This window comes from Legionella sp. D16C41 (assembly GCF_048541585.1).
GTDB lineage: Bacteria > Pseudomonadota > Gammaproteobacteria > Legionellales > Legionellaceae > Legionella_C.
Genome location: NZ_CP183303.1, coordinates 1354777 through 1368694 on the forward strand (window position 1 = coordinate 1354777; position 13918 = coordinate 1368694).

Sequence of the window (13918 nt, forward strand, 5' to 3'; positions counted from 1 at the left end):
GACTGTTTAATAATTGCCTAAATTTTGTTCTATAATTTAAGAGCATATTTTAAGTTGTGAGGTGTATTATGAATTATGATCAAAATGACAAACATTTAGAAAATCAAAATCTTAAAGATGATAAAATAGAAGATGCTGATTTAGAGAATATATCAGGTGGTATGGCCAGAACAGATGTAGTAAAAACCTCAGCAGATGTAACAACAAGAAGGCCTGTTACAGGGGAAAATCGTGCAGCAGTAGCGCGCCCCGAAGCTACTAAAGCAGATCGGACTAGATTGAGAGGTTAAAGTACTATTTTTGGAGGTTATATTATGGCTATTAATGGTAAGCCTAATCAAAAACACCAATTGCAAGACGATGCTCTTAAAGAGATTGTTGGTGGTAGAGCAGAAAGAGCGCCGGCTAGAGTCGATAAACAAAAAAAGGACCTTAAAAATTCTGCAGATAAATTCAACAGACCAACAGTTGGCCGCGAGTAATTAATTTAATCTTAATGAAAATAATAGGTTAAGGATAACCCGTTATTTTTTATCTATACTGTAATTAAGTTCACTAGTTGAGTGATTTTGTGAATACATCAGAAATAGAGATAGAATCTTTAAAAATTCTGCAATCTTCTTCACTATTTTCTAAGCTAAGCAAAAGTATTTTATGGCGAATCGCAGGCTTAACGACAAAACAGTTTTTTGCACCAGACGAGTATTTAATAAAACAAAATGACATAGGCGACGGCTGCTTTATTATTAGTAAAGGAAAAGTAGAAATTTTCTATGAGCTTAATGGTAAAAAGATAAAACTTAATGAAGCGGGGCCTGGTGAAATATTGGGTGAATTGGCAATTATTGATAATTTACCAAGATCAGCAAGTGTAGTCGCCCTTGAGCCTACTGAAGCATTAGTTATTTCCGAATGGGATTTTAAAGCCCAACTTCAAGCCTATCCTGAAATTGCTTTACAGCTTTTGCCTTTAATTGCACAGCGCTTAAGGCAAACTCAAAATCAATTATTTAAAGTTAAGAATGGATAAGAAGAAAGGTATTGTTTTTCGTAAAAAAGCCTTAGAGCAAATTAATCGCCCTACCTTAAATGAGGATGTGATTCGACTTATCACACCAAAATATTGGCTGTTATTTCTAGTTTTTTTCTTAACTATTACGATTTTCTTTATTTGGCTGATAAAAGGAACGTTATTTATAAGGGTTGAAGGCAAAGGCGTCTTAATGAGTATTAACCGTGACGTCATGACTGTTCAAGCGCCTGCAGTAGAAGGAACAATTAGTAATATTTTTGTTAAACCAGGTGACCAAGTTACTAAAGATACTTTGCTTGTTTCCTATACTAATCAAGTGGCTTTGGAATTAAATACAAGCCAAAATTATTTAGCTAAATTAAAAGCTGAGCAAAAAGCATTACAACGAAGCTCAGAACAAAATATTGCTAGTTTAGAAAAAAACCAAAATGATCAAGTCATTAAAATTAATGATAGTTTAAATGCTGCGCGAGAGAAATTAAAACAATTAGCTATTATGTTGGATTTAAAGGAAAAAGCATTGAAAAAAGGAATTATCGATTTACCTAATGTCACTGAAACACGTGTTGAATATTATCGTTTATTGCAGGAAATTAATTCACATGAAGCTGATTTAATTTCTATGAAAGCTAATTTAGTCGAATTAAAAGATAAATGGCGTGAACGTGAGCGGGAGCTATCATTAGAAGTGCTTAAAGCAGAACAGCAAGTAGGGCTTTTAAAAGAGAAATTACAAAGTTCGCATCTCATTACCAGCCCCGCTACTGGTATGGTTGCTGAAGTTAGAGTAAGAATAGGTGATTATACTAAACCAGGTGAGGTGCTTTTAAGTATTATTCCGACTGATCAAAATTTATATGCTTTAGTCTTTGTTCCTGCAAAAAGAGGTAAGCTCTTAAAGCCGGGCATGGAGGCACAAATTACACCTACCATTATTAATAAAATGGAATATGGCACTATCAAGGGAAAAGTACAAAGTATTTCTCTTTTGCCTGTTACTGAAGAAAGTATGATGGCTGTATTAAAAAATCAGCAGCTTGTCGCTTCTTTTTTAAATCAAGGCCCTCTTATGTCAGTTAAAATACTGATGAATAAAGATTCCAGCACACCAAGTGGATTCCAATGGACAAGTCGTCTAGGGCCTAATATGCGACTAACACAAGGTACTTTAGTTGATGCGATGATTAACATTGAAACTAAAAAACCTATTAATCTTTTAGTTAACTTCTACAATTAATAATAACATTATTAATAATTATCAATATGGAAGCTAAATTTCCTATTCAAAAAAGAGTAAAAACGCCAACTGTTTTGCAAATGGAAGCCACAGAATGTGGTGCAGCTTCTCTAGCTATTATACTTGCTTATTATAAAAAATATGTGACTGCAGAGGAATTAAGATATGCTTGTGGTGTATCACGTGATGGTACTAAAGCAATTAATATAATTAAAGCAGCAAGAAAATATGGCATGGAAGCTTATGGTGCTAATCTTGAAATAGAAGAATTGCAAGAAAAAAAAGTGCCCTTTATCGTTTATTGGAGCTTTAATCATTTTTTAGTAATTGAAGGCTTCTCAAAGCGAAAAGTATATTTAAACGATCCTGCCACAGGCCCACGTAGCCTAGGATGGAATGAATTTACTAAAGAGTATACAGGTGTTGCACTGATATTAACGCCTGGGCCTGATTTTGTAAAAGGTGGTAAGCCAGAATTTCCTATTAGACAATTTTTGTTAACGCGCTTAAAGCAAAATTATGCAGCATTATTTTTTATAATTTTAGTAACAACTCTTTTAATTATTCCCAATATTGCTATACCTATTTTTACTAAGGCGTTTATTGATTACTTGTTGGTTGATAATCAGAGAAGTTTGATTAGTTTTGTTTTATTAGGTTTGGCTTTTACCAACATAATGACTCTGTTACTAATGTGGCTGCAGTTAAAATTTCTTAATCATTTAGAAATTAAATTAGATGTTGAAAATTCAGTAAAATTTCTTTGGCATCTCTTGCATATCCCTATACGTTTTTTTCAACAACGCTCTAATGGCGATGTGGCTGAAAGGAGTTTAATTAATGAAAAAATAGCTACGGTTATAGCAAAAGATTTACCAAATTTTAGCGTGAATATCCTAAGAGTTATTGCCTTTGGCACAGTAATCTTTGTTTTAAGTTGGCAAATATGGCTGCTCTTAATGCTATTAGTTTTTTTAAATATTGCGGTATTAACTATTGGCCGACGCAAGCTAACTGATCTGGGCCGTAAATATGCGGGTAATAGAGGTAAATTAGAAGGAATCGAAGCCAATGGAATTCAAATTATAGAAACCCTAAAAGTATCAGCACTTGAGCCTTATTTTTTTAATCGCTGGGCTTCTTTTTATACTAAATTTTTAGCATCAGAGCAGCAATTATTACTTGCTAGAACATTGTTTTCTGCAGTGCCCAGCTTTTTTAATCTAATGATGAATTTAGCAATTATTTTTGTTGGTGCTTATTTGGTTATGCAAGGTAGACTTACCATTGGATCTATTATAGCTATTCAATCTTTAACTATTAGTTTTTTAACCCCCTTAGATAATATAATAGAGTTTTTTAGTAGTTTATTTCAAATGAAAGGAGATATGGTTCGCTTAAATGATATAGCGAACACGCCACTTGATCCCTTATTTAAAAATAGTGAATTTAATAGGCAAGCTTTAAAAGAGGCAGCCACAGCTATTTTAGAAGTTAAGCAATTATCTTTTAGTTATTCGCCGCTAGATCCTCCAGTACTTAATGATATTTCCTTTATCATAAATCCGGGTGAGCAAGTTGCTATAGTTGGGCCTAGTGGTAGTGGTAAATCTAGTCTCGCTAAATTAATTTGTGGATTAAATCCGCCCTTAACAGGTGAAATATTATTTAAAAATATCCCTTATACAGAGCTTAATCGCACTTTATTGAGTGAATTTATTGCTTATGTTGATCAAAATATTTTTCTCTTTCCAGGTAGTGTGCGTGATAACTTGGCCTACTGGGATAAAAGCTTTACTGATGCTGAATTATTGACTGTTTTAGAACAAGTACATTTAGATAGAGATATTTTGGCAAGAGGGGGCTTAAAACTTAAATTAGTGGAAGGCGGCACCAATTTAAGTGGGGGCCAGCGCCAACGTCTAGAATTAGCAAGAGCATTATTGTTAAAACCACAGTTGCTTATTTTAGATGAAGCAACTTCGGCTATGGATCCTATTCTTGAAACAGCAATTTATGAAAATTTACGTAAAATAAAATGCAGCTTACTTATTATTGCTCATCGCTTAAGTGCTATCCGAAGTTGTAATCGTATTTATGTCGTTAATGAAGGACAAATTATTCAGCATGGTAATCATGAAAAATTAATAAAAGAGCCAGGGTTATATCAAGAATTAGTGGAGAAAGAGCAATATGAATTATAAAAAAATTCCATTGCTTTATCTAAAGAATTTAAATGAAAACTTTTTCTCACAAAAGCGTACTTCTTCATCGCTAACAGACTCATTCGATATACACTTTGCAGCTTGTAAAATAGTAGCCAATTATTTAAGTATTAAATTAAATAAACCTATAATTGACGTTCATCAAGGAAAATCGACGGACTACTTACAAGCAATAGCTAATTATAATTTATTACGCTTACGCCGGATCTGCTTAAAAAGTGCGTGGTGGCAATATGATTCCGGCCCTCTGATTGCTTTTTTTAATCATCATTGCTGTGCATTATTACCTAAAAAAGACGGTTATGAATTAATTGATTGTAAAACTGGAAAACGTAAAAAAGTAGATAAAAAATTAGCAAAAAACATTCATTATCATGCCTATATTTTATATCCAGCTTTACCAGAAAAACATGCTTCCATTATTACTGTGTTAAAATTCACTTTTTCTTTTTTAAAAAAAGAAATGCGAAAAGTTGTGTTTTTTCAAATCCTTGCTTCTCTTTTTCTAACAACGATACCTCTTCTGACTGGAATAATTTTCGAACAAGCGATTCCTTTTTCGAATTATTCTTTATTAACACAGTTAGCAATTTTATTAATTGTAATTGGCATTATTATAAGTTTAATAAATTTCTTACAAGCTTTGTTGCTATTGCGTATTCGTTTTAGAGCTCAACATCGTATCCAAACAGCTATTTGGGATAGATTGTTAAAGCTACCGGTTTCATTTTTCAAAAAATTTAGTGTTGGTGATTTAAGTTTTAGAGTCAATGTAATTAGTGTTATTCAAGAAGAGTTAGGTGAGCGAGTTGTTTCGACAATAATCGCTGGAATTTTATCAATATTTTATTTAGTACTCATGTTTTTTATTGATATTTATCTGGCCTCAATAGCTATGTTGCTAGTTTTAATTATGATTATTTTTACTGTAATATTAAATTTACGTTTGTTAAAAAAAGAACGCCAAGTTATTACTAAACAAACAAAAATTAGTGGTATTTTATTAAGTTTATTGGCATCAATTAGTAAAATACGGGTAGCAAATAAGGAAAAGAATGCCTTTCAGCTATGGGAACAAAAATATGCTTCTAAAACTTATCTACATTTTAGCGCTAAAAAATTAATCAATAAAATTACTATCCTTATAACTGGCTTTATCGGCGTTAGTACATTGCTTATTTATAGTTTGATTATTTGGCGCGATAATACTTTAAGTTTCGGCAATTTTATTATATTTAATGCGGCTTTTGTGCAATTTTTTAATGTGCTTTTAGAACTCTCTAGTGTAATCAGTGAAAGTATCGAGATTATTCCTTTATTTCAAAAGGCAAAACCAATATTTGACTGTATTCCTGAACAAGAAAAAGGAAAAAGTAAGGTTGATTTACAAGATGGGGTTATCGCGATGAATGATGTGGTTTTTCGTTATCCTGATAATGATAAGCCACTCTTTAGTGGGTTAACTATTGAAATTATACCGGGTTCTTTTACAGCTTTTGTTGGCCCTTCAGGAGCAGGAAAATCAACTATTTTTCGCCTTTTATTAGGACTTGATTATCCTGAGTCAGGCTTCATTAAATATAATGGCATTGATTTACAAAATATTAATTTGTCTTCATTAAGAAGTCAGCTAGGTGTTGTCATGCAAAACACCCAATTAATTCCCGGGACAATCTATGAAAATATTTGTGGTAATAATACTACTCTATCGCGCGAAGAAGCTTATGCAATAGCAAATGAAGTTGGCTTAGAAGATTTTTTACGCAATCTTCCTATGGGTATTGATACGTTGATTAATGATGGTATTCAAATGTTATCTGGTGGTGAGGTGCAGCGCATTTGTTTAGCACGCGCCTTAAGCGCTAAGCCTAAACTATTATTATTAGATGAAGCAACAAGTGCTTTAGATAATAAGATACAAGCAAAAATTAAGCTCTATTTACATTCACTTAAGATTACACGTCTAGTTATTGCTCATCGGCTCAGTACGATTATTGATGCAGATATCATTTATGTTATTGATGGTGGCAAATGTGTAGAATCTGGTAATTATCAAGAACTTATGCAAGCACGAGGCTTATTTTACCAATTAATTCAAAAACAATAAGTTTTTATAACTTAAGAGCATTTACTTAAGATATTGATAGAGAGTATAAGATACTGGCAGCAGTTAAAGCATTTTATGCATTGCTGTAATTAATCTCTAAAAAGTAAGTTGCATATAAAAACCCTTTATGCAAGAATAAAGCTCAGTGCCTTTATTTCTAACAAATTGTAGTTGAGTTATTAATGAATCTGCTTAGCAATTTACTATCCTCCTTCCTAAGTCATGCTGCTAAGTCTATCCCTTTTTTAATTATTAGCATTATTAACATTATTTGCCTGTCTTAACGATGAGCGATTATAAACGTTAAGACAGGGCTCTTAACGAAATACATTCGCTCAGTAAATCGTATTCTAAATGTCTATAAATCTTAGAGAGTATAAATAATGACAAGGCTAGTTTTTGAATCCAATGTTACAAAAAATTTTTCATACCCTGTTTTTGTAATTACTTTAGCTGCTGGGTTTCTTTTTTATAAATATGTGTTGCAAGTTTTTCCTAGTATTATTGCCACTGATCTCATGCGCGAATTTAATTTAACAGGAGCAAGCTTAGGTGGTCTAGCCGCCACTTTTTATTACTCGTATATGATAATGCAACTATTTGTTGGTATCTTGCTCGATAAATACAGTATGCGCTATTTTACTGCTTGCGCTATTGCTATCGCGGCTTTAGGGATTTTATTATTTTCTCAAGCCGAAACTTTATTTATAGCGAGTTTTGCACGGGCGCTGATGGGATTAGGAGTGGCCTTTGCAACAGTTGCCTACATGAAGTTGGCTGCTACTTGGTTTAAACCGCATCAATATGCATTTGTCAGTGGTCTATTAGCTACTGCTGCTATGGCTGGCGCGGTTTTTGGTCAGGCACCATTAGCTTGGTTAGTCGATAATTTTGGTTGGCGATTTTGTTTACTGATAGTAGGTTTAGTAGGTATTGTATTTGCAATAATATTTTTTCTGGTCATACAAGATAAACAAGCTTGTTCTGCCTTAAGTAATAAAATTTCAATTGCTGAACTTAAAAAAGCGCTGAAAAATAAACAAAATTGGCTACTTACACTCTATAGTGGTTTAGCATTTTCACCTATTGCGGTATTTGGTGGCCTTTGGGGCAATCCTTTCTTAGAGCAAGCTTATCATTTAAGTAAAACTCAAGCAGCTTCCATGATATCGTTTATATTTATCGGGTTAGGAGTGGGTAGTCCACTTTTGGGGCTCTTATCAGATAAATTAAATAATCGACGAGATATAATGCTTTTTAGTACTATTTTGTCTTGCGTAGCTATTATAATGATTTTATATAGTCCTACTTTATCACTGAGCGTCTTAAGATTTCTATTATTTTTATTTGGTTTTGGGCTTGGGGCATTTATGCTTGTTTTTGCTATAGGTAAGGAGATTAATTCCTTAGCTTTAACAGCAACTATTGCCGCTATGATTAACACTAGTGATGCAATTTTAGATGCACTTACTGAGCCTCTTATCGGTAAATTACTTGATTTAAATTGGGATGGAAAAATAGTTAATGACATTCATGTATTTTCATTGCATAGTTATCGATTTGCTTTAATAATTTTGCCTATTTATTTAATAATAGGCGCTTTATTACTGGTTTGGTTAAAAGAGCAGCCAGCAGACAATCAAGCCCTCGCCTTAAAGTGAATCTGTAGATTATGAAAGGGCTCTAAAAGAACTATCATTTTATAACGCTTAAGGAGTAAGCTTATGGCAAAGCAACATTCACCGCAATTTTTAAACTTAGTGGCAGAAGCAAAAAAATCTATTAAAGAAATTGATGCACCGGCACTTAGAGAAAAAATTAATAAACATCTACCTATGTATATAATAGATGTACGTGAAGAAAGTGAATGGCCATCTGGGCATATTCCCACAGCCCTTCATATGGGTAAAGGTATTATTGAGCGTGACATAGAAAAAACCGTCACAAATTTTGCTACACCCATTATTGTGTATTGTAGTGGCGGTTTTCGCTGCGTTTTAGTTGCTAAAAGTTTACAAGAGATGGGTTATACTAATGTCTATTCATTGAATCAAGGTTTACAAGGCTGGCTTGATAAAGGATATGAGCTAGAAAAATAGCCTCTGTAGCTTCAATAGACCTCTGCATAACCTACTTATTTTACGCGATTGCTATGTTGCAAGGTTTTCTCTAGTGCTCATTTACGCCCTGTAAACTCCGCTCCTCAAAACCCTGGTACCTTGCACTCACATAAAATAAATAGGTTATGTAAGAGGTCTAATTACATGAAGCTGCAAGGCTAATAATAAGTTTTCAAGTCTAGGTTTGTTTTTATAATTTGAGATAATTATTTAATTTAAATATATCAAGCTAATTAAAAGCAATTCTTGATGAAATTTGCTGCTTTTTCTTAAAAAACATTTACTTAGCTATTGCTAGAGTATTTTCAACGCCATGAGATGACCGCTAAATTTATAAGCTTTAATTGTATTTATGTTATTTATACTTAAAACCCTCAATAATATTTATTCTTAAAGATATAAAAGGTTATTTTTAGTACCATATTTAAATCTCTTTAGTAAGTAAAGTCTTTGAATTTAAAAGTATTTAATCTTAAAAATAAATCGACAAATTAAAAAATAAATAAATTCCAATCAATTTTTTTATCTAAAATTTATTCTTAAAAAAATAGAAATTGTATAAATTTTAAACTAAAATACCTTTTATTGAACGATAATATCTAATCCTTTAGCATAATCCCGTTTTTAAAAGAGGTTTCAATGGGCATCCAGGTTATAACATCAGGAAGTTATCTTCCTAAAAAAATAGTTAATAACAAAGATTTTGAGCAAACCTTGGATACAACTAATGAGTGGATTGAGCGAATGACAGGGATTAAAGATAGGCACTTTTTAGGAGAAGAAGAAGATTATCTACAGTGTTGCTTTAAAGCTGCCTCTATAGCGATTCAACGTGCTGACATTAATCCTCAAAAAATTGATTTAATCATTATAGGCACTACTACACCCTATCAGTTAATGCCTAGTACCGCGGTAATGCTTCAGCAGCTTTTAGGTATTGAAAACTGTATTGCCTTTGATATGCAAGCGGCTTGTAGTGGCTTTGTTTATGCGCTAGCAAATGCCTATTACCTGCTGAAGTCCAATCCCAGTTTTCGTTATGCTTTAGTAATGGGCTGTGATGCTTTTACTCGCCTAACTGATCCAGCGGATAGATCAACAAGAGTGCTATTTGGCGATGGTTTTGGTGCTTTTTTGCTAGAAAACCTTAATTCTGAAAAGAAAGGTATTTTTTATTGCGATATTGGTGCGGATGGTTTAGGAAAAAGTGCTCTTGAAATTCCTTGGGGAATTACAAAGGGTAATAGTTTAATCACTAAATTTTCTCCTTACTTAGTGATGAATGGTAAAGAAGTCTTTAAGAATGCTGTTAATCGTTTTACGGAATGTATAGAAAATGCGCTGCAAAAGGCGCAACTAACCATTACAGATATTCATCATATTATTCCTCATCAAGCGAATACTCGAATTATTAATGCAGTAGCTGCTGCCATAGAGGCTCCTTTAAATAAAATTCAGGTAACGCTTGATAAACATGGGAATACTTCGGCAGCCTCCATTCCCCTAGCTTTTGATGATTTATTTAATCAAGGCTCTATCAAAGAAGGAGAGATAGTTTTATTAGTATCCTTTGGTGCTGGCTATACCTGGGGAACTATTATTTTTGAATTTTAACTAAGAATTATAACTTTATTAATTAAAGTTGGAGTTAGTGTGAAAAAATTAGAGTTATTAGTAGTGGAAGATAATCAAAGAAATGGTATGAGAGTTTGTTTAAAGCCTAGGTTACCTGAGGTTCTTACCCCCACTTTGATTAATCAAATTTGCGATTTACAAAAAATGCTAATCGACCGATATTTATCCTCACCCTGGGACGGATATTATTATGTAATTTGGTATTATCATAAAAACCATGGGCAAAGTGGACGAGGACTCGATTTCAACTTTATTTGGGACGCACTCAGACAGCATAGAGACCATGATTTTGAAAGCTATATAAGTAATATTTTTAATTTACTTTTTTTAAATTGTGTGGGATTAGGCTTACCTCTTATAAATTGCTCTATTACCGATCGATCAATTACGGGAATATCTCAAGAGTTTTTTATTCTAAATCAAGTCAATTTTATGAAAACTAACTCAAGCAAGTATCTAACTCAAGTTAATTTAAGTGATATAGCAAAAAATTTGGTTTTTCCAAAACATATATACGAAAATAATTTATTTTACACTTTTAATACCTATGATTTTAACTCAATGCGCAAGCTGATAGCTAGATTTACAATTGATACTCCTGAGAAAGATAAGTTAGAACGCATGCGCTTAATTTTTGATAAGGTAAAAAATGATACTATTAAAGAAATTTATAATATTGCTGTTAACAAAACCAAATTACTTGCCCGCTTAGCATCCATGCAAAATTGTCATACTAGAGTAACGCCTATTTCCCCTCGAAAAAAAGCACAAAATGCTCAGTTTTCAACTCGATAATTACTAGGTAAGAATATATCTACTTTTTAGGTTAAATCATAAGCCGTTTATTTAACGAGCAATAACAGAAGCAGTCATACGAGAAACACAACTTCTTTTACCTTCTTCATTATAAATATCTATTTGCCATACCTGTGTTGTGCGGCCTATATGTATAGGGCGAGTGGTTCCCGTAACTAAACCTTTGCTTATAGCACGTAGGTGATTTGCGTTAATTTCTAAACCTACACAATAAAATTTACTTAAATCTATGACCGAATTTGCTGCAACGCTAGCTAAGGTTTCAGCCAAAACAACATTGGCACCGCCATGAATAATCCCTATAGGCTGTTTTGTGCGTTCATTAGCAGGCATGGTAGCAGTAAGGAAATCATCACCTATTTCAGTGAATTGAATGCCTAGAAAGTCTGCAAGCGTATTTTGGTTACGTTGCTGAATATATTCAATAGTTATAGGTTTAAACCAAATGGCCATGATGATTCTCACTAGATTAGTAAATTTTTAAGTAATTAATATTCGACAATCAGGTTAATTTACAATTAAGAAAAAACATAATAATTAATTCAATTATTATTAGCAATATGGGCTTAGCTAGTACAAAAAGGGAGTCTATACGAACGAAAGCATTAATGATATCTTTGCCATATGGTAACAATAGCTATTTTCTAAGTGGAATCAATTCAATTATTAAATAAAATAAATAATCATTCTTCTGCAGACATTCTTACTGATGGCCGCCTGCGTCAAGCTCAATTGAGAATGTTAGAAATGCTAAGTGTTATTGATTCTATTTGTATCAAATATCAATTAGATTACTGGCTTGATGCAGGCACATTACTTGGGGCTATCAGACATCAAGGTTTTATTCCTTGGGATGATGATATGGATATTGCCATGCCTCGAGAAAGTTACGAAAAATTTTTGCAAATTGCGCCAACTGAATTTCCTGAAGATATGCATTTGCAGCGCGCAGGAATTGAGCCTGGTTATTATAATTTAGGCACCCCATTAAAAATTCGTGACCGTCGTAGTTATTATTTAGAAAGACATGAACAGGGAAATGAACCTTACGTGCAAGGAATATTTATTGATATTTTTGTATATGACAAAATGATAGTAACACCTTGGAAGCGGCGTTTTTATAAACGAATATCACGTAAACTCTTACGTATGCTTGGCACTAAACATTCACCTCTTCCAATGGGACGCAGCCACAACTTATATCGCGCTTTGGGCTATATTTTTCCTAAAATTGTACTTAACAAAGGCTTAGATTATTTAGTGTATACTTCTAAAAAGCTAAATAGCCCATACTTAGGAAGGGGTTACCATTGTAAAAAAGTAACACTTATAGAGTTTGCCGAAGTTTATCCTCTTAAACGCAGTCTTTTTGAAAATAAATATTTTAATATTCCGCAGAATGCTGAATCAATTCTTCAGAAAGAGTATGGCGATTACCAAATTCTACCTCCAGAGTCAGAGCGTATTTTACGTCATTGTAGATACTTAGTTATTAATAGTTAGTTAATGTATCTTTAACAAGTATTTTATAAGATTTCGTAAAGATGGATGATGTATAAAAATATTCTGCTAATAGGTCTTTAAAATTTATAAAAATCATTTAGAAAAAAGAAAAATTACCTTGGAAATTAAACTAAATTATTGTAAATCCCAAACAGATCTATCGATACGCGAAAACTTGCAATTACTAGGATTATAAGAATGACGAATATTAAAAAATTGGTTTTCATTAATTGTTAAATCTTTAATTAAACGTAATTTAAAATTACGCCATTGAGGTAAAGGGCCATTTACACTTTGTCCTTGATACTGAAAAGCATGTAACTGCTTTTTGCCTTTCAAAATACCAAAATGATGAGGCTCTACTAAACGCGGTAAATTATTATAAGTAAAGTAAATAGGATGTCGCTTCTGTATGGCTTTTGCGAGCCGAGTTTCAATTGACATAATCAGTTCCTAAAATATTTTTAAATTAAGTTCTTTTCTCAACCGCCATAGATAAATAATTTCTATAAAAAAGCTTCTAAATACTTATACGACTCTTTCTCTATAAGTCTTGTCTCATTTTTGACAGTTGCAACAGAAATCTATTAAATTAATTTATTCATTTCAAAGAAAATAAATACTCTATTAATTTTAGCCTAAAAAGCTAATAATTTAAGTAATTTAGGTAAAAAAATTGATTATTTTTTATATTAAAAAGCAAACCATTATTTACTGTGTATCGCCTACTTTTTTATAGTCTTTTTCGCCGAAAATAGCCGCTGGATGGGTATAATATTTAAATTCTAATAAATTATTACTTGGATCTTTTAAAAAAAAGGTTTGATGCTCGATTTTAGTATTTAAAAAACGAGTTTTTAGCGGGATTTCAAAGGGAGTTTTTTTGGCGATTAAGTGTTTATAAAAGTTATCAAATTCACTTTTTTCAAGGAAGATTAAGCCAAAATGTCGTGGGTAGATACCCTGTTGTAAAGGCAGGGGTTCATCAATTAAATGGGCTACAAGTTGATGGCTGGCAAACTCAAAAATTAATGCATGTTCTGATTCGCGGCCAATAGAAAAACCTAATTGTTCATGATAGAAAAACTTAGCTAAGCTAAAATCATGACTAGGGAAAGCAAGGTGAAATAATGTTTTCATAAAATAATTAGTGTTATTATCATCATAATAGATATATTAGCCTACACTAATAGAAATACTTTAGTTTTTTTAATAAAGGGATTTTTGTGTTCTCTACAAGAG

At 32.5% G+C, this 13918-nt stretch carries 14 protein-coding genes; 11 read left to right on the plus strand and 3 right to left on the minus strand.

Annotated elements, in window-relative coordinates; all coding sequences use genetic code 11:
• The first annotated feature begins 68 nt into the window (after window positions 1-68).
• From ACNVED_RS05965 to ACNVED_RS06010, 10 genes are all read left to right on the plus strand, one after another.
• Window positions 69-290: a hypothetical protein gene (locus ACNVED_RS05965; RefSeq protein ID WP_419420841.1), complete on the plus strand. Its 222-nt coding sequence runs from the start codon at window positions 69-71 to the stop codon at window positions 288-290.
• Window positions 291-314: 24 nt separating this feature from the next.
• On the plus strand, window positions 315-482 hold the full coding sequence (locus ACNVED_RS05970) for a hypothetical protein (protein WP_419420842.1): 168 nt from the start codon (window positions 315-317) through the stop codon (window positions 480-482).
• Window positions 483-571: 89 nt separating this feature from the next.
• On the plus strand, window positions 572-1030 hold the full coding sequence (locus ACNVED_RS05975) for a cyclic nucleotide-binding domain-containing protein (protein ID WP_419420843.1): 459 nt from the start codon (window positions 572-574) through the stop codon (window positions 1028-1030).
• Complete coding sequence (locus ACNVED_RS05980) at window positions 1023-2270, plus strand: NHLP bacteriocin system secretion protein (RefSeq protein ID WP_419420844.1); 1248 nt, start codon at window positions 1023-1025, stop codon at window positions 2268-2270. Before ACNVED_RS05975 ends, ACNVED_RS05980 begins: the two co-directional genes overlap by 8 nt.
• Before the next feature lie 26 nt (window positions 2271-2296).
• Complete coding sequence (locus ACNVED_RS05985; RefSeq protein ID WP_419420845.1) at window positions 2297-4474, plus strand: cysteine peptidase family C39 domain-containing protein; 2178 nt, start codon at window positions 2297-2299, stop codon at window positions 4472-4474.
• Complete coding sequence (locus tag ACNVED_RS05990; RefSeq protein WP_419420846.1) at window positions 4464-6602, plus strand: ATP-binding cassette domain-containing protein; 2139 nt, start codon at window positions 4464-4466, stop codon at window positions 6600-6602. Before ACNVED_RS05985 ends, ACNVED_RS05990 begins: the two co-directional genes overlap by 11 nt.
• Window positions 6603-6985: 383 nt before the next feature.
• On the plus strand, window positions 6986-8263 hold the full coding sequence (locus ACNVED_RS05995; protein ID WP_419420847.1) for an MFS transporter: 1278 nt from the start codon (window positions 6986-6988) through the stop codon (window positions 8261-8263).
• A gap of 63 nt (window positions 8264-8326) precedes the next feature.
• Window positions 8327-8701 carry a rhodanese-like domain-containing protein gene (locus tag ACNVED_RS06000; RefSeq protein WP_419420848.1) on the plus strand — a complete coding sequence of 125 codons (375 nt, stop codon included), beginning with the start codon at window positions 8327-8329 and terminating at the stop codon, window positions 8699-8701.
• A 660-nt stretch (window positions 8702-9361) separates the two neighbouring features.
• The gene (locus ACNVED_RS06005; protein ID WP_419420849.1) at window positions 9362-10336 is read left to right on the plus strand and encodes a beta-ketoacyl-ACP synthase III; all 975 of its coding nucleotides are present in this window, start codon (window positions 9362-9364) and stop codon (window positions 10334-10336) included.
• A gap of 39 nt (window positions 10337-10375) precedes the next feature.
• Window positions 10376-11152, plus strand: a complete 777-nt coding sequence (locus ACNVED_RS06010) for a hypothetical protein (RefSeq protein WP_419420850.1) — start codon at window positions 10376-10378, stop codon at window positions 11150-11152.
• A gap of 51 nt (window positions 11153-11203) precedes the next feature.
• Here ACNVED_RS06010 and ACNVED_RS06015 read toward each other — a convergent pair whose 3' ends face one another.
• Window positions 11204-11626 carry a hotdog fold thioesterase gene (locus ACNVED_RS06015; RefSeq protein ID WP_419420851.1) on the minus strand — a complete coding sequence of 141 codons (423 nt, stop codon included), beginning with the start codon at window positions 11624-11626 and terminating at the stop codon, window positions 11204-11206.
• Between the two features lie 195 nt (window positions 11627-11821).
• Between ACNVED_RS06015 and ACNVED_RS06020 the strand changes: the two genes are divergently transcribed.
• The gene (locus ACNVED_RS06020) at window positions 11822-12676 is read left to right on the plus strand and encodes a LicD family protein (protein ID WP_419420852.1); all 855 of its coding nucleotides are present in this window, start codon (window positions 11822-11824) and stop codon (window positions 12674-12676) included.
• Window positions 12677-12811: 135 nt separating this feature from the next.
• Here the strand turns inward: ACNVED_RS06020 and ACNVED_RS06025 are convergent, their stop codons facing one another.
• Together ACNVED_RS06025 and ACNVED_RS06030 are read right to left on the minus strand one after the other, a co-directional pair.
• Entirely contained in the window at window positions 12812-13120 is a 309-nt protein-coding gene (locus ACNVED_RS06025; protein WP_419420853.1) for a hypothetical protein, read from the minus strand.
• Window positions 13121-13387: 267 nt separating this feature from the next.
• The gene (locus ACNVED_RS06030) at window positions 13388-13816 is read right to left on the minus strand and encodes a VOC family protein (protein ID WP_419420854.1); all 429 of its coding nucleotides are present in this window, start codon (window positions 13814-13816) and stop codon (window positions 13388-13390) included.
• Window positions 13817-13918: the final 102 nt, after the last annotated feature.

Bases quoted from the DNA above. Each gene is read 5' to 3' on its own strand.
- ACNVED_RS05965 (WP_419420841.1), top strand. From the start codon at position 69: ATGAATTATGATCAAAATGACAAACATTTAGAAAATCAAAATCTTAAA.
- ACNVED_RS05995 (WP_419420847.1), top strand. From the start codon at position 6,986: ATGACAAGGCTAGTTTTTGAATCCAATGTTACAAAAAATTTTTCATAC.
- ACNVED_RS05970 (WP_419420842.1), top strand. From the start codon at position 315: ATGGCTATTAATGGTAAGCCTAATCAAAAACACCAATTGCAAGACGAT.
- ACNVED_RS06015 (WP_419420851.1), bottom strand. From the start codon at position 11,626: ATGGCCATTTGGTTTAAACCTATAACTATTGAATATATTCAGCAACGT.
- ACNVED_RS05980 (WP_419420844.1), top strand. From the start codon at position 1,023: ATGGATAAGAAGAAAGGTATTGTTTTTCGTAAAAAAGCCTTAGAGCAA.
- ACNVED_RS06000 (WP_419420848.1), top strand. From the start codon at position 8,327: ATGGCAAAGCAACATTCACCGCAATTTTTAAACTTAGTGGCAGAAGCA.
- ACNVED_RS06025 (WP_419420853.1), bottom strand. From the start codon at position 13,120: ATGTCAATTGAAACTCGGCTCGCAAAAGCCATACAGAAGCGACATCCT.
- ACNVED_RS06030 (WP_419420854.1), bottom strand. From the start codon at position 13,816: ATGAAAACATTATTTCACCTTGCTTTCCCTAGTCATGATTTTAGCTTA.
- ACNVED_RS05990 (WP_419420846.1), top strand. From the start codon at position 4,464: ATGAATTATAAAAAAATTCCATTGCTTTATCTAAAGAATTTAAATGAA.
- ACNVED_RS05985 (WP_419420845.1), top strand. From the start codon at position 2,297: ATGGAAGCTAAATTTCCTATTCAAAAAAGAGTAAAAACGCCAACTGTT.
- ACNVED_RS06005 (WP_419420849.1), top strand. From the start codon at position 9,362: ATGGGCATCCAGGTTATAACATCAGGAAGTTATCTTCCTAAAAAAATA.